This is a genomic window from Pseudomonas sp. MDT1-85 (assembly GCF_054898065.1).
Genome location: NZ_CM142715.1, coordinates 1,282,725 through 1,298,570, shown reverse-complemented (window position 1 = coordinate 1,298,570; position 15,846 = coordinate 1,282,725). Strand labels below are relative to the sequence as shown.

Sequence of the window (15,846 nt, the reverse complement as noted above, 5' to 3'; positions counted from 1 at the left end):
CACTCCTTCGCAAGAACGCCGCCTGCTGGAAGCAAACGCTAATCGTTGCTGTGTCTGCAAAAGGTATGGCATGGGTCTAAACCTGCATCACATCGACGGTGATCCGTCTAACACGGTTGACGTGAACATGGCGGTTCTCTGTGTTGAACATCATGATCTGCATCACCGACCATCCAAATATACGCCGACATCTAAGCACCTTGAACTGGACAGTGCCAAACTACTTTCCTATAAGGCTTCTTGGGAGGCATTTATATGTGAAGCAAGAAAACCAGACCCTGAAATACTTGCCACCATCACCGCATACGGAACCTTCGAACTCATTCATTCGATAGAACTGGTAATGCAATGGAATGACGAAAGAATTGAGTTCGTCAGGGCTTTCCATCTTCGTGATGGAACCCTTGATCAGTTGACAGATGAGGTCATTAACGAAGTATCACGAATAGGGAAAAATATTAAACTAGCGCTAATCGACGAGCCACAGCCAGTGGAACATTGCTCTTGTTGCGGACGGGGTTCTAGCCTCACAATTAAGTCCGCCGTAGCCTCGCGACTTACGAATCCCGATTGGAAAACTAAATCCATTTGTTCAATCTACATTAACCCGAATAGGGCATCGCTCGCTTTCGATTTCAGCTTAGGCGACGTGACGCTATTCACGGGCAGCCTTCATTTGTGTAACGGTCAATACCTACACTACACAAGCGATGGAATAGATGATCCCATCGAACTGAAGCCCCGACCCAGTGTGCGAACCCAGGCGGCACGCATCGTGGACAGCTTACTAAATGAATGGAAGCCTGCTCACGTATTCATGGGTACTGGCGAAGTACATACTCCTACGCTCATTCAAACGCTTCAGTTACCAGCAGTATGGGAGCAAAGAGCGACAAACACTTCACGTCAGGGAAAGAGCCATAATAAAGCCAAGTCACGCCACTGGATTGGACACCCCCAAAGGTGAGCCAATCGTCCCGGTCAAAGGGAAGTTATGCAAAGGCCACATAATGTCGGCATCCATTATGTGCGCACCTTTGCCCCCATTTTTTGAAAGCTATTCACCTTCCGCTTTGATGAACTGGGTCGAGAGACTTGGTGCTCGCTCACGAAGATAAGTCGCAGCGTCGTCAGCAATGTCCTTCGCTTTCTCTGGTCGCTCAGCAAGACTCATTGCCCACGATCGACCTGGATGCAGTACGTCCCAGCGCGGACGCATTCCTGCATGACGCCCCTTGCCAGGATTGTGATTACCAAAACCATCAATTAGCGAATTCCACACGGGTGTAAATCTCGCGATAATTAGCGATTCACCCAACGGAATCCAAATGTCGTCCACGACCAAAAAGCGGCAATGGAAATCATCGATATTCAGGTTCTCAGCCGCACGAATGCTGTCGGCATGTTCCTTCAACCGCTTTTGAAGAACCTTTCCCGGTGATGAACCTAAATCGCCGCCCATTCGGGCACCGGCAGGAACAGCCTTGCCTACATAAATCGGCAGCATGAACTGTCCACTTTGATTCAATGACGCTAAACGCGCATATGCAGGAAAGTCACCGGTGTAGTAAATCGCGTACACACCTGCCCCATCAAACGCAGGTAACGCGCTGAGTGGGTGAACCTCCTTGGACAGCAACGCTTCTGCAACGCTGGCACCTAGGTTTTTCTTATCCAACGGATTGAATGGAATGACTTTGCCCGTCATGCGACGTTTACCACCTTCTTGACGGTTTTCTGAATGCGGATGATTTCAGCAATTGCCAATTTTTCCGCAACACTCGAAGCCACGTGCTGCGCCAGTAATACCGGTACCGCATTACCAAGCTGTCGCATCGTTTCGGACCAACTTCCATGGAACCGGAAACCGTCTGGGAAGGTTTGAATGCGAGCGCTTTCACGAACAGTGAAATAACGCACATCGCCATTTGCCTTGACTAGCATGTTTTCGCCGCCCGGCACGCCATGGTCACCAGCTTTCAGAGTTTTGGCTGGTAAATCCAACGGGCTACCCGTGTGACCAGGGTATGAGCGAGCACCGCCCTGAAACGTATGGTTAGGCACTTTCAGTGCTGCCTTGGTTTCAGGATCAGGAAGATCAGCAATAGCATCACGAACCGTTCGCCATGGCGCTTTATCCATGGGAAACAGGTCGCTCTTCAGCTTACGGACACGTGACAAAAGTTTGGTAGGAATTTCTGGCATTTTGAGACCATGCCGAGTCCAGTATTCACCGGTAACCCACTGTGAGTGCAGCAAGGCATCGTAACTGTGAGTTTCTTCCGGGAAGGACCATTCAACTCCGAGGTCATCCCTAAAACCAACGATGAAGACCCGCTCCCGTTTCTGTGGCACGCCATAATCAGCAGCGTTCACAAGGGTTGGTACCACGTTGTAGGTATGACCTTTACCTTTGCGCTTACCCGAGGTGCGCTCGGCTTGCAGACGCATCAAATGATCATGCCAGCCCTCGTCCTTTCGACGTGGTAATTCTGGGAACTCAAGTTGGAGCAAAATGTACTGGTAGTAATTTGCGAAAGCAGCCCGTGTCAGCCCCTTTACGTTTTCTACGATGAACGCTTTTGGCTTCAATGTGCGGATGATTTCAACAGTCGCGGGGAACATGTCACGACTGTCATCGTACGCCCCATGTTTACCGCCAATGGAGAACGGTTGGCACGGAGGACCACCAGCGAGCAGCTCAATGCCTTCTGGAACACTGCTCCAGTCGAAACCACGTACATCACCTTCGTGTAGTTTCCAGTGCTGCACCAAGGGGTAGCCACGCTTCTGGTTTTCGCGAACGGTATCGCAAGCCCACTTATCCCACTCGACGACAGCCAGATGTGAAAATCCAGCTATTTCACACCCCATAGCAAGGCCGCCCGCACCCGCGAATAGCTCAACGGATTTCATTGCGTGTTCCCCCGACCAAGAAAGCCATTCAGCATTTTCTCTAGTGAATTCAAATCTTTAAGCTCGCATTCCCAAATCACAAGAACTTCCCATCCCAGTGACTTTAGCTGATGCAGCGTGCGTGTATCGCGGTCTCTGTTGCCTTCCAATTTTGGAATCCAGAAGTCCAACCGAGACTTAGGTAATCTTGCGAGTGGACAGCCATCATGTCGGTGCCAAAAGCATCCGTGGACAAAAATGACTTTCTTCTTGCCCTTGAAGATGATGTCCGGGCTACCTGGAAGGCCACGGTCGTGAAGCCGATAGCGGTATCCCATCGAAAAAAGTAACCGACGCACCACCATTTCTGGCTTGGTGCCCTTTGACCTCACCTTCGCCATACGAAGGCTTCGGTCAGAAGGGGTCAGCGTGTCCACGAATCTTACCAGTCACAGGGAATTCATTCATTACCAAATGCTCCGAACGGGAAGCTATGCAGCACGCGATCAGGCGATGAAATGACACCAACCGCATGTACTTGCGGGGCTTCATACAACACGCTAGAACCTCGATGAAGCTCACGCCCCCCACAGCAATCTCACGAAAGGTATGAACCATCGTAGACACCTCATACCTGCGCCCCGCGCAAGAAGCTACCTTCGCTAACGGAGCTACTGTTGAGTCATCCAAGTAGGGATCGAGCCCGGCTCAATCAGCAAATAGCTCAGCACTAGGAAACCTACAAGAAGGAAAAACCATGACCTTCCCGAAAAAAACATAGTGATTCTGGTCAGAAAGATCCAGAAACCTCTCAGGGGACCATAGCCACGCTGGTTCATCAGCGCCAAGTAGTGAAGCAGCGCAATACCGGTACAAACTAGTACAAAAAGAATCAGAGTCATGCCTGTCATCTGGCAGATCACTAGGGACCGCTCATAATCCGACAGGCTCTTCATGTAAAAGTCGGTGAATTTGAGCTGGGAAGCTAGTTGAGTGAACTTCGGGTCAAAGGAAGCTTTTGCTAGGTTCAGCAGAACACCACAACCGGCAAGAATGGCCATGGGAGCGGCGATGTACACGCTCCAACTGCTGGATGTGAATTGTCCTTTAGCCAGCGACATCAGGGCTGCTGCAAGGCTGAAAGACAGTACAGACGACAACAGCACCCAAAGGTAATGATGGATAAGCTCGAAATGGATGGCGTATTGCCAAACCAGGAAGATCACTCCTAGCACTAATGCTATCAGAATGACCACAGCTCCGCCGCTGTCGCTATTGCTCCCGCCATTTTGCTGTTTCACGACCACATTGGTGGTTATGAAATTTTGTGTTGTCTGAAGCACCGTGACAGGCTGATTTACAGTAGGAGGATTTGTAACTCCGGCAAACAAAGCTCCAAAGACCACGCCCATCAATGGCCCCCAAATCCACGCCTGCATCGTTGCATCTTTGATCAATTCCACAATTTCTTGCATTAGCACCTCACTGAGCTTCACGGTCGATAGATACTGTTTAAAAAAACAGTGATAGCTCAATAGGATCACTTATTCAATTCAAGCGCAATACATTTTGACGTCACCTAAATGCCCCCCTAAATCCTCTTGTATTCCTGCTAACCTCACGCATCAAAAAAAACTGCAAAGTCATTGTGAATCTCGGCGGCAGTGGCCGGTGCAACGCTGTTCTGGGTGCGCGAGCGTGGCGCGGAGAATCTGGTGGCAGAACGCCGTTAATCGCGTCACAAATCCATCATCCCACCGTCACAATGACGACATGGCCTCAGCCGACACTGAGGTCATGACGACAACTCTGCATATCACCCTGATCACCGAAACCTTCCCTCCGGAAATCAACGGCGTGGCCAATACCCTTGGCCGCTTGTTCGATGGTTTGCGCGCGCGCGGGCATCAGGTCGAGTTGGTGCGACCACGTCAGGGTGGCGACCCACTCATGGGCAGTAATGATGAGTTGCTGTTGTGTCGAGGCTGGCCGCTGCCGGGTTATCCCGGCCTGCAATGGGGTCAGTCGTCGATGCACAAGTTGCTGCGGCGCTGGAAACGCCATCGCCCGGATGTGTTGTACATCGCCACCGAAGGACCGCTGGGGTTGTCCGCGTTGCGCGCGGCACGGCGTTTGGGGATTTCGGTGGTCAGCGGCTTTCATACCAATTTTCAGCAGTACTCCAGCCAGTACGGCCTCGGGCTGCTGACGCGCTTGCTGACCCACTACCTGCGCTGGTTTCACAATCGCTCGACCTTGACCCTGGTGCCCAGCGCCAGCCAGCGACTGGAACTGGAGCGCCGCAGCTTCGAGCGCCTGGCGCTGCTCTCTCGAGGCGTCGACAGCCAGTTGTTTCATCCGGCCAAACGGCTGAAGCCGCTGCGTGAGCAATGGGGACTGGCCGAGGACGATATTGCCTTCATCCACGTAGGACGCCTGGCGCCAGAGAAAAATCTTGGCTTGCTCAAGCGGTGTTTCGACACGCTGAAACTGACTTATCCACAGCGGAAAATGAAATTGATTGTGGTCGGTGACGGTCCGCAACGATCGATGCTGGAAAAGGAATTGCCCGAAGCGATTTTCTGTGGCTCACAACGCGGTGAAGCCTTGGCCAGTCACTATGCGTCGGGGGATGTGTTTCTGTTTCCAAGCCTGACCGAGACCTTCGGCAATGTGGTGCTTGAGGCGTTGGCCTCGGGGCTGGGGGTGGTGGCGTACGATCAGGCTGCGGCGGCCCAACATATTCGCCATGGCTACAACGGCGTACTGGCCATGCCCGGGGATGAAGAGGCGTTCTGCGATGCGGCACGCTGGCTGCTGGAGGAGCGCGAAACCTTGCGCTGCGTGCGGCTAAATGCGCGCCAGCATGCGAGTCGTCAGGGGTGGGCGGCGATTATCGAGCAGTTTGAAGGACAGTTGCGCGGGGCTTGTGTTGGGGAGCAGGTGGTTCCTGATGCACAGACCTTGCCTTGAAAAGCTTCGCGGGCAAGCCTTGCTCCTACAGGGTTTGTGTCGGGTCAAAATGGCGTGACCGACACTAACCTGGAGCGAGGCTTGCCCGCGAAGATGCCCGCCCGGATGCCGCTTAAACCAGCGTCATCAACGCCTCACGGCTGAACGGCAGGATGTCTTCCTCACGACCGTCCCGCACTTTCTGCGCCCAGTCCGGGTCCACCAGCAATGCACGGCCCACGGCCACCAGATCGAACTCATCGTTGTTCAAACGCTCCAGCAGTTTTTCCAGACTGGCCGGTTGGGCGATCTTGTCGGTGTTGACCATGAACTGCAGGAACTCGCCGTCCAGGCCGACGCTGCCGACGGTGATGGTTGGCTTGCCGGTGAGCTTGCGAGCCCAGCCGGCCAGGTTCAGCTCGGAACCGTCGAACTCAGGTTCCCAGAAACGCCGCGTCGAGCAGTGGAAAATGTCCACGCCGGCGTCGGACAATGGCTTGAGGAATTCGCCCAAGGCTTCCGGGGTTTGCACCAAACGCGCGGTGTAGTCCTGCTGCTTCCACTGGGAGAAACGGAAGATGATCGGGAAACCCTCACCGACCGCTGCACGCACCGCTTGAATCAGTTCGATGGCGAAGCGCGAACGGTTCGCCAGGCTGCCACCGTATTCGTCAGTGCGCTGGTTGCTGCCTTCCCAGAAGAACTGGTCCACCAGATAACCATGGGCACCATGGATTTCCACGCCGTCCATGCCGATGCTCTGAGCGTCTTTGGCGGCTTGGGCGAACGCGGCAATCACGTCCTGGATATCCTGTTGGGTCATGCCGTGAACCACGACCTGACCATCCTTCAATTTTTCCGAAGGACCGTAACCCGGCACGCTAGCGTCCGGCTCGGTGCCGATGCGGCGCACGCTGCCCACATGCCACAGTTGCGGAACAATCTTGCCGCCCTCGGCATGCACCGCATCGACGACTGTCTTCCAGCCGGCCAATGCCGCCTCACCATAGAAGTGCGGCACGTTCGGGTAGCCGTTGGAGGCCTTGTGACCGACGGTGGTGCCTTCGGTGATGATCAGCCCAACCCCGGCGGCGGCGCGACGACGGTAGTACTCGATCACTTTGGAATTGGGCACGCCGCCCGGCGAAAACGAGCGGGTCATCGGCGCCATGACGACGCGGGTCGGCAACTCGAGAGCGCCTAGGTGAAAAGGCTTGAACAGGGCTTTGACAGGCATGGGACGCTCCACGGAAACGGTATCGACGGACAAATATTTTATGACGGCGATAATATGCGGAGCGGCAAGCGATGCACAGCACTATTGATTTGGGTGATTAGGGGTTAAAAGGCAGAAACAAAAAGATCGCAGCCTCGTTTCACTCGACAGCTCCTACATGAACCGCGTGGCTGTGTAGGAGCTGTCGAGTGAAACGAGGCTGCGATCTTTTGATCTTTCTTCTTAGCTCAGCGCTTTTTCGATCGCCTGGATGACAGAATGATCATCCGGTGCCGTTCGAGGCGAGAACCGCGCCAGCACGCGACCATCCTTGCCCAGCAGGAATTTCTCGAAGTTCCAGGTAATGTCGCCCGGGAATTCCGCGCCCTCGCCCGCCAGCAAACGGTACAACTGATGGCGCTCATGACCGTTGACTTCCAGCTTGCTGGACAACGGAAAGGTCACGCCATAGTTGAGGCTGCAGAACGCCTGGATCTCCTGCTCGGTGCCCGGTTCCTGCCCCGCAAACTGGTTGCACGGCAAGCCCAGCACACTGAAACCCTTGTCTTTGTATTGCTGGTAGAGGTTTTCCAGCGCCGCGTACTGTGGGGTCAAACCACACTTGGAGGCGACGTTGACCACCAGCACGACACGCCCCTTGAAGGGCGCCAGAGGTAGCTCCTGACCATCCAGGGCTGTCAGTTTAAGGTCGTGAAAAGCACTCATGACGAACTCCAAATTCCTGTGTTCTTCTCAAAACAGCCACTTGGCGGTGTCCACCCGGGACAGCCGCGGACTAAAAAGGCGCCCTCGGGCGCCTTTCCAGCTCTCTGAGCTTAGCGCAGAAAATCAGTGGTGATGGCCACCTTCGCCATGGACGTGACCATGAGCGATTTCTTCCTGGCTGGCGTCACGGATATCAATGATCTTGACCTGGAAGTTCAGGCGCTGACCGGCCAACGGGTGGTTGCCATCAACGGTGACATCGTCGCCGTCCAGATCGCGAATGGTGACGATCTGCATCTGACCGTCCGGCGCGGAAGCGTGGAACTGCATGCCCACTTCCAGCTCGTCAACGCCTTCGAACATGCTGCGGCTCAAAGTGCTGACCAGTTCGGCAGCGTATTCGCCGTAGGCGTCTTCAGGTTCTACAGCGACAGTCAGTTCGTCACCGACTGCTTTGCCTTCCAGGGCCTTTTCCAGGCCTGGAATAATGTTACCTGCGCCTTGCAGGTAGACCAGCGGCGCGCCGCCGGCGGAGCTGTCGATGACCTCACCAGCGTCGTTGGTCAGGGTATAGTCGATGGAGACAGCCTTATTGGCGGCGATCAGCATGGGGCGAGACCTTTTGCATAAGAATATAGAAAGACCAAGTTTAGCGAAGCAATCGCCCGAAAGCGAACACAACCCGGACAGACGGGGCGGGACGCAAGCCTCGACCGTCACAGGGTTTCATCAGGACGAGGATGGCCACTGGGTAGCCGAGCTTTCCTGCGGCCATACCCAACACCTGCGGCACCAGCCACCGTGGCAATCCCGGGCCTGGGTGCTGGACCCTTCGCTGCGCAATGAAAAAATAGGCCAGCCCTTTGATTGCGGATGGTGCGCACAAGGCTCGGTTAGCGATAACCTTGACCACTGAAATTCGGTAGATCGTCAGCTATAGATGATCGCCTGGCGGCCACGGCTGCCCACATGCACCTCTAGAGAATCCGCATGCAAACTTTTTTTATCGCGCCCACCGATTTCGGTGTGGGTCTGACCTCCATCAGCCTCGGGCTGGTGCGTACGCTTGAGCGGGCCGGTCTCAAAGTCGGCTTTTTCAAACCGATTGCCCAACCGCACCCGGGCGACACGGGTCCTGAACGCTCCACCGAACTGGTGGCCCGCACCCACGGTTTGAAACCGCCTCAGCCGCTGGGCCTGGCCCATGTCGAGCGGATGCTCGGCGACGGTCAGCTGGACGAACTGCTCGAAGAAATCATCACCCTTTATCAGCAAGCCGCTGTCGGCAAGGACGTGCTGATCGTCGAAGGCATGGTCCCGACCCGCAGCGCCAGTTACGCGGCGCGGGTCAACCTGCATTTGGCCAAGAGCCTCGACGCCGAGGTGATTCTGGTCTCGGCACCGGAAAACGAAGTGCTGACCGAGTTGTCCGGCCGGGTGGAGTTGCAGGCGCAATTGTTCGGCGGGCCGAAAGACCCGAAAGTCCTGGGCGTGATCCTCAACAAGGTCAAGACCGACGAAAGCATGGAGGCCTTCGCCTCGCGCCTGAAGGAGCACTCGCCATTGCTGCGCAGTGGCGACTTCCGCCTGCTCGGCTGCATCCCGTATCAACCGGAACTGAACGCACCGCGCACCCGCGATGTGGCCGACCTGATGGGCGCCCAGGTGCTCAACGCCGGCGACTACGAAACCCGGCGCATGACCAAAATCATTATCTGCGCCCGTACCATGCGCAACACCGTGGAGCTGCTCAAGCCCGGCGTGCTGGTGGTGACCCCCGGCGATCGCGATGACATCATCCTCGCCGTCAGCCTCGCGGCGATGAACGGCGTGCCCCTGGCCGGCCTGTTGCTGACCAGCGACACCCTGCCCGACCCGCGCATCATGGATCTGTGCCGTGGCGCCTTGCAGGCCGGCTTGCCGGTGTTGTCGGTCAGCACTGGTTCTTACGATACCGCCAACCAGTTGAACGGTTTGAACAAGGAAATCCCGATCGACGACCGCGAACGTGCGGAAATCATCACCGATTTCGTCGCCAGCCACCTCGACGCCAACTGGCTGCACCAACGCTGCGGCACGCCACGGGAAATGCGCCTGTCGCCAGCGGTGTTCCGTTATCAACTGATCCAGCGCGCCCAGGCCGCCAACAAGCGCATCGTGTTGCCCGAAGGCAGCGAGCCGTTGACCGTGCAGGCCGCGGCGATCTGTCAGGCGCGCGGCATTGCCCGCTGTGTGTTGCTGGCCAAACCGGCGGACGTCGAAGCGGTCGCCCGCGCCCAAGGCATCGAGTTGCCGCCGGGGCTGGAAATCCTCGACCCGGACCTGATTCGCGAGCGCTACGTCGAGCCAATGGTTGCGCTGCGCAAAACTAAAAGCCTTAACGCGCCGATGGCCGAGCAGCAACTGGAAGACACCGTGGTGATCGGCACCATGATGCTGGCGCTGGATGAAGTCGACGGGTTGGTGTCCGGGGTCATTCACTCCACGGCCAACACCATCCGTCCGGCCCTGCAGCTTATTAAAACGGCTCCGGGCTGCACGCTGGTGTCTTCGGTATTCTTCATGCTGTTTCCGGAAGAAGTGCTGGTCTACGGCGACTGCGTGATGAACCCGCACCCGAGTGCCAGCGAACTGGCCGAGATCGCCTTGCAAAGCGCCGATTCGGCAGCGGCGTTCGGCATCATTCCGCGCGTGGCGATGATCAGCTACTCCAGCGGTGAATCGGCCAGCGGTGAAGAAGTCGAGAAGGTTCGCGAGGCCACGTTGCTCGCCCACGAACAGCAAAACTCGCTGTTGATCGACGGCCCGTTGCAGTACGACGCCGCCGCCAACGAAACCGTGGCCAAGCAACTGGCGCCGAACAGTCAGGTGGCCGGTCGTGCCACGGTGTTCGTGTTCCCCGACCTGAATACCGGCAACACCACCCACAAAGCCGTGCAGCGCAGCGCCGACTGCGTCAGCCTCGGGCCGATGCTGCAAGGCCTGCGCAAACCGGTGAACGACCTGCCGCGCGGCGCGCAGGTCGACGACATTGTCTACACCATCGCGTTGACCGCGATCCAGGCTGCCAATCGACCTATGGATGTTTAAATGCTGGATTTTCTACCTGCCCCCCTGCGCGGCGTGATCGCTTCGCTGTTGTTGGCGCTGAACACGATTGTCTGCTGCACGCCGCTGTTCGTGGTGGCGATCTTCAAACTGCTGCTGCCCTTCCCCGCCGCCCAACGTTTCACCGATTGGCTGATGGGCCATATCCACGAAACCTGGATCAGCAATAACAAGGCCTGGATGGACCTGCTCGGGCACACGCGCTGGCAGCTCAGCGGGCTGGAAGGGCTGGACTATCAGCACTCTTACCTGATCACCAGCAACCACCAGAGCTGGGTCGACATCATGGTGTTGCAGTACGTGCTCAACCGTCGCATCCGCCCGCTGAAGTTCTTCCTCAAACAGCAACTGATCTGGGTGCCGGTGATTGGTCTGGCGTGGTGGGCACTCGGTTTTCCGTTCATGAAGCGTTACTCCAAGGCCTATCTGGAAAAGTATCCAGAGAAGAAAGGCAAAGACCTGGAAACCACCCGCAAGACCTGCGACAAGTTCCGCAATAACCCGGTGGGGATTTTCAACTTCGTCGAAGGTACGCGCTTCACCGAGGGTAAACACGTCCAGCAAAGCTCACCGTTCCGCTACCTGCTCAAGCCGAAAGCGGGCGGTATTGCCTTCGTGCTGGATGCCATGGGCGACCAGCTGGAAGCCATCGTCAACGTGACCATCCACTATCCGGCCGGGCGGACGGGTTATTGGGATTTGCTGTGTGGCAATGTTAAGGATGTGGTGGTGCACTTTCAGGAACTGAAGATTCCACCGCAGTTCGTCGGCAAGAACTACGACCAGGATGGGGCGTATAGGCTCGAGTTTCAGGGTTGGATCAATCAACTGTGGAATGACAAGGATGCGCTGCTGGGGCAGATGCACCGGGAGTATCCGGGGACCTAAGATCAAAAGATCGCAGCCTTCGGCAGCTCCTACAGGGAAAGTGCGAACCCGATCAATCGCAGTTGAACACGGTCTGTGTAGGAGCTGCCGCAGGCTGCGATCTTGACGATCAAAAGAACACAAAAAAACCCGCAGACGATCACTCATCTGCGGGTTTTTTATTTGCCGCTAACGCTTAGATCGCGCCACGCTTACGCAGCAGATCCAGCACTTGCTTGACGCTTTCTTCCACCGACAGCGACTGGGTGTCGATCACCAGATCGGCATTCAGCGGCACGTCGTACGGGAAGGATTCGCCCGGGATGTTGTCGCCACCCGCCGCGTACAGCCCCTGCGGATCACGCTCGGCACAGACCGTCGGAGAGGCCTGGACGTAGACCGTCAGCAGACGCTCCTTGCCGATCAGTTCCCTGGCCTGCTCACGGCCTTCAGCACTTGGCGCAACGAATGCAGCCAAGGTCAGCAGACCGGCTTCGTTGAACTGACGCGCAACGTGCGCCGCACGACGCCAGTTCTCGGTACGCCCGGCACGATCCTGTGGCAGACCTTTGTTCAGGTCGTGACGCAGGTTTTGGCCATCGAGTACAAACACCGCACGACCCAGGTCGAACAGCTTGCGTTCAACGGCGTAGGCCAGGGTGCTTTTGCCAGCGCCCGACAGGCCGCTGAACAACACGGTGGCCGGTTGCTGACCGAAGCGCTGGGCACGTTCTTCGGTAGCCACGTGAGCCAGTTTGCCATGATGGATGCTGGTGCCATGGCTCAACGGCTGGGCGATGATCATGCCAGCCGCGACCGTGCCGTTGGTCAGTCGATCGATGACGATGAACGAACCAGTGGTGCGGTTGCTGTCGTAACCGTCCAGCGCGATGGCCGCGTCGAGGCTGATCTTGACCCGACCGATCTCGTTCAGCTGCAGTGAGCTGGCCGGCCCTTCGGCCAAGGTGTTCACATCCACGCGATTGACGATGCTGGTGATCGAACCCGGCACGTAAGTCGTGGCGCGCTTGATGTCGTATTTTTTGCCCGGCAGCATCGGCTCTTCGGCCATCCACACCAGCATGGCGTCGAAGGCGTCAGTCACTTGCGGCTGGTTGTCGGCATGCACCAGCAAGTCACCGCGGGAGATGTCGATTTCGTCTTCCATGGTCAGTGTCACCGCTTGACCAGGACCTGCATGCTCCAGCTCCCCTTCGAAGGTGACAATGGATTTCACGCGGCTGCTCTTGCCCGACGGCAGCACAACGACTTCGTCGCCCTTGTGCACGATGCCGCTGGCCAGGGTGCCGGCAAAACCACGGAAGTTCAGGTTCGGACGGTTGACGTACTGCACCGGGAAACGCAAATCGGTGTAGTTACGGTCATTGGCGATTTCGACGGTTTCGAGGATTTCCATCAGCGACTGGCCGGTGTACCACGGCGAGCGCTCGGACTTGTTCACGACGTTGTCGCCCTTGAGCGCGGACATCGGTACGAACGCCATGGTGGTTGGCTTGAACGCGATGCCTTCGGCGAACTTCAGGTAATCGGCCTTGATCGACTCGAACACGCTTTCGTCGAAGCCGTTGAGGTCCATCTTGTTGATGGCGACAACGATGTGCTTGATCCCCAGCAACGAGGCGATAAAGCTGTGGCGACGGGTCTGGGTCTGCACGCCGTAACGGGCGTCGACCAGGATGATCGCCAGGTCACAGGTGGATGCACCGGTGGCCATGTTGCGGGTGTACTGCTCATGGCCGGGGGTATCGGCGATGATGAATTTGCGCTTGGCGGTGGAGAAATAGCGGTAGGCGACATCAATGGTGATGCCCTGCTCCCGCTCGGCCTGCAGGCCGTCGACCAGCAATGCCAGGTCGATGTCATCGCCGGTGGTGCCGACTTTTTTCGAGTCGCGGGTAATGGCTTCCAGGTGATCTTCGTAGATCATTTTGGAGTCGTGCAGCAGGCGCCCGATCAGGGTGCTCTTGCCGTCGTCGACGTTGCCACAGGTAAGAAAGCGCAGCATTTCCTTGCGTTCGTGCTGGCCCAGATAGGCGAGGATGTCCTCGCTGATCAACTCAGATTGATGCGACATGACAACCCCTTAGAAATAACCCTGACGTTTCTTTTCTTCCATCGAGCCTGCGCCATCGTGATCGATGACTCGGCCCTGGCGTTCGGAAGTTCGCGTCAGGAGCATTTCCTGAATGATGTCGGTCAGGCTGATGGCCTCGGACTCGACCGCACCGGTCAACGGGTAGTCGCCGAGTGTACGGAAACGGACCTTCTTCTTGACGATGCGCGCCTTGTCTTCATCGCTCAGGTGATTGAGCAGACGTTCGTCGTCAATCATGATCCAGGTGCCATTCATCTCGATGACGTCGCGCTCGGCGGCGAAATACAGCGGCACAATCGGGATGCCTTCGAGGTAGATGTACTGCCAGATGTCCAGTTCGGTCCAGTTCGACAAAGGGAACACGCGGATCGATTCGCCCTTGTTGACCTTGCCGTTGTAGACATTCCACAACTCGGGACGCTGGTTTTTCGGGTCCCAGCGGTGCTTGGTGTCGCGGAAGGAATACACGCGCTCTTTGGCACGGGACTTCTCTTCGTCGCGACGGGCACCACCGAAAGCGGCATCGAAACCGTACTTGTCGAGGGCTTGCTTGAGGCCTTCGGTTTTCATGATGTCGGTGTGCTTGGCGCTGCCGTGGGTCAGCGGGTTGATGCCCTGCGCGACGCCATCGGGGTTCACGTGCACGATCAGGTCCAGGCCGAGTTCTTCGACCATGCGGTCGCGGAACGCGTACATTTCCTTGAACTTCCACCGGGTGTCGACGTGCATCACCGGGAACGGCAGTTTGCCCGGGAAGAATGCCTTGCGTGCCAGGTGCAGCATCACGGCGGAGTCTTTACCGACGGAGTACAGCATCACCGGGTTATCGAACTCGGCGGCGACCTCGCGGATGATGTGGATGCTTTCGGCCTCCAGCTGTTTCAGATGCGTCAGTTTGTCGACCATGGCTACTCACGAAAACGATCTTATGGACGGCCTGCGGGCCGTGTTCGAGCGAGGAATCCTAGCACAGCGACCTCTTCTAATCAGGACGCTGGCTAGATCGAAAGGGTATATGAATATACCCCCTCGTTTGGGCTTCTTCCCTTGTAGGAGCGAGGCTTGCCCGCGAAGAACGATAACGCGGTGCATCAAGTACACCGCGTTATCGTTCTTCGCGGGCAAGCCTCGCTCCTACAGGGCCACCCCATTCAGTTTTGAAATCAGATGGGGTTCGGGCAATCGATGAAGATGTGCTCGAGGGCAAAACGTCGCGCCAGGTAATCGCCCAAAGCCTGCACACCATAACGCTCGGTGGCGTGGTGGCCGGCGGCGATGAAGCTGATGTCGTTTTCCCGGGCGCTGTGGAACGTCTGCTCGGAGGCTTCGCCGCTGAGGTACAGATCGACGCCCGCCAACACCGCCTGATCAATGTAACCCTGGCCGCCACCGGTGCACCAGCCGACCCGACGAATCATCGCGCTGCCTTCGATCAGCAATGGCTCGCGCCCCATGACCTCCTGCACGCGACGGGCAAAATCGCGAGGGGTCATCGGTTCGTTCAACGAGCCGACCAGGCCAACGACTTTCAGATTGTCCGGATCCAGCGGGCCTTCGACGGTGATATCCAGTTGCCGGGCAAGCTGCACGTTGTTACCGACTTCCGGGTGCAGATCCAGCGGCAAGTGATAGGACAGCAGGCTGATGTCGTGCTTGAGCAGGGTTTTCAACCGACGCTGCTTCATGCCGGTGATGCACGGATTTTCGCCTTTCCAGAAATAGCCGTGATGCACCAGCACCAGATCAGCCTGGGCCTCCACCGCCGCGTCCAGCAACGCCTGGCTGGCGGTAACACCGCTGACGATGCGCGTCACTTGCGGCCGGCCTTCGACCTGCAAACCGTTGGGGCAGTAATCGGCGATCTTCGAACTGGCCAGGTAGCGGTCGGCTTCTTCGACCAGGGTGCTCAGGGCGACGGCCATAAAAGACTCCTAAATATCCCGTTCAGAGGCACGCTCGGCCTCGT

15 protein-coding genes are annotated in these 15,846 nt (G+C 57.0%); 5 read left to right on the top strand and 10 right to left on the bottom strand.

The window, feature by feature from the left end; all coding sequences use genetic code 11:
• Positions 1-70: 70 nt before the first annotated feature.
• Entirely contained in the window at positions 71-967 is an 897-nt protein-coding gene (locus ACYZT2_RS05750) for a hypothetical protein (RefSeq protein ID WP_461970839.1), read from the top strand.
• A 90-nt stretch (positions 968-1,057) separates the two neighbouring features.
• Here ACYZT2_RS05750 and ACYZT2_RS05745 read toward each other — a convergent pair whose 3' ends face one another.
• The 4 genes from ACYZT2_RS05745 to ACYZT2_RS05730 all read right to left on the bottom strand — a co-directional run bounded on the left by ACYZT2_RS05745 (position 1,058) and on the right by ACYZT2_RS05730 (position 4,370).
• Entirely contained in the window at positions 1,058-1,708 is a 651-nt protein-coding gene (locus tag ACYZT2_RS05745; RefSeq protein WP_461970837.1) for an Eco29kI family restriction endonuclease, read from the bottom strand.
• Complete coding sequence (locus ACYZT2_RS05740) at positions 1,705-2,916, bottom strand: DNA cytosine methyltransferase (RefSeq protein ID WP_461970835.1); 1,212 nt, start codon at positions 2,914-2,916, stop codon at positions 1,705-1,707. Before ACYZT2_RS05740 ends, ACYZT2_RS05745 begins: the two co-directional genes overlap by 4 nt.
• Positions 2,913-3,332, bottom strand: a complete 420-nt coding sequence (locus ACYZT2_RS05735; protein WP_320392214.1) for a very short patch repair endonuclease — start codon at positions 3,330-3,332, stop codon at positions 2,913-2,915. Before ACYZT2_RS05735 ends, ACYZT2_RS05740 begins: the two co-directional genes overlap by 4 nt.
• A gap of 234 nt (positions 3,333-3,566) precedes the next feature.
• Positions 3,567-4,370 (bottom strand): hypothetical protein, encoded by an 804-nt coding sequence (locus ACYZT2_RS05730; protein WP_461970832.1) that lies wholly within the window; start codon positions 4,368-4,370, stop codon positions 3,567-3,569.
• A 298-nt stretch (positions 4,371-4,668) separates the two neighbouring features.
• Between ACYZT2_RS05730 and ACYZT2_RS05725 the strand changes: the two genes are divergently transcribed.
• Positions 4,669-5,868 (top strand): glycosyltransferase family 4 protein, encoded by a 1,200-nt coding sequence (locus ACYZT2_RS05725; RefSeq protein ID WP_461970830.1) that lies wholly within the window; start codon positions 4,669-4,671, stop codon positions 5,866-5,868.
• 112 nt (positions 5,869-5,980) lie between these two features.
• On the opposite strand, the gene ACYZT2_RS05720 is transcribed toward ACYZT2_RS05725, so the two are convergent.
• The 3 genes from ACYZT2_RS05720 to ACYZT2_RS05710 form a co-directional block, all read right to left on the bottom strand.
• Positions 5,981-7,084 (bottom strand): NADH:flavin oxidoreductase, encoded by a 1,104-nt coding sequence (locus tag ACYZT2_RS05720; protein ID WP_461970828.1) that lies wholly within the window; start codon positions 7,082-7,084, stop codon positions 5,981-5,983.
• A 222-nt stretch (positions 7,085-7,306) separates the two neighbouring features.
• The gene (locus ACYZT2_RS05715; protein WP_007901603.1) at positions 7,307-7,789 is read right to left on the bottom strand and encodes a glutathione peroxidase; all 483 of its coding nucleotides are present in this window, start codon (positions 7,787-7,789) and stop codon (positions 7,307-7,309) included.
• A gap of 123 nt (positions 7,790-7,912) precedes the next feature.
• A complete protein-coding gene (locus ACYZT2_RS05710; RefSeq protein WP_007901600.1) occupies positions 7,913-8,398 on the bottom strand; it encodes an FKBP-type peptidyl-prolyl cis-trans isomerase in 486 nt (161 codons plus the stop codon).
• Between ACYZT2_RS05710 and ACYZT2_RS05705 the strand changes: the two genes are divergently transcribed.
• From ACYZT2_RS05705 to ACYZT2_RS05695, 3 genes are all read left to right on the top strand, one after another.
• The gene (locus ACYZT2_RS05705) at positions 8,367-8,705 is read left to right on the top strand and encodes a DUF3565 domain-containing protein (protein ID WP_461970826.1); all 339 of its coding nucleotides are present in this window, start codon (positions 8,367-8,369) and stop codon (positions 8,703-8,705) included. The two genes, ACYZT2_RS05710 and ACYZT2_RS05705, sit on opposite strands and share 32 nt — an antisense overlap.
• 74 nt (positions 8,706-8,779) lie before the next feature.
• Positions 8,780-10,879 carry a phosphate acetyltransferase gene (pta, locus tag ACYZT2_RS05700; protein WP_461970824.1) on the top strand — a complete coding sequence of 700 codons (2,100 nt, stop codon included), beginning with the start codon at positions 8,780-8,782 and terminating at the stop codon, positions 10,877-10,879.
• Complete coding sequence (locus tag ACYZT2_RS05695; protein WP_461970822.1) at positions 10,880-11,785, top strand: acyltransferase; 906 nt, start codon at positions 10,880-10,882, stop codon at positions 11,783-11,785.
• A 175-nt stretch (positions 11,786-11,960) separates the two neighbouring features.
• On the opposite strand, the gene cysN is transcribed toward ACYZT2_RS05695, so the two are convergent.
• The 3 genes from cysN to ACYZT2_RS05680 all read right to left on the bottom strand — a co-directional run bounded on the left by cysN (position 11,961) and on the right by ACYZT2_RS05680 (position 15,802).
• Positions 11,961-13,859 carry a sulfate adenylyltransferase subunit CysN gene (gene cysN / locus ACYZT2_RS05690; RefSeq protein WP_461970820.1) on the bottom strand — a complete coding sequence of 633 codons (1,899 nt, stop codon included), beginning with the start codon at positions 13,857-13,859 and terminating at the stop codon, positions 11,961-11,963.
• Positions 13,860-13,868: 9 nt separating this feature from the next.
• Positions 13,869-14,786, bottom strand: coding sequence for a sulfate adenylyltransferase subunit CysD (gene cysD, locus ACYZT2_RS05685; protein ID WP_283182974.1), 918 nt, complete (start codon positions 14,784-14,786; stop codon positions 13,869-13,871).
• Between the two features lie 257 nt (positions 14,787-15,043).
• Positions 15,044-15,802, bottom strand: a complete 759-nt coding sequence (locus tag ACYZT2_RS05680; RefSeq protein WP_461970817.1) for a Nif3-like dinuclear metal center hexameric protein — start codon at positions 15,800-15,802, stop codon at positions 15,044-15,046.
• Between the last annotated feature and the right edge of the window lie 44 nt (positions 15,803-15,846).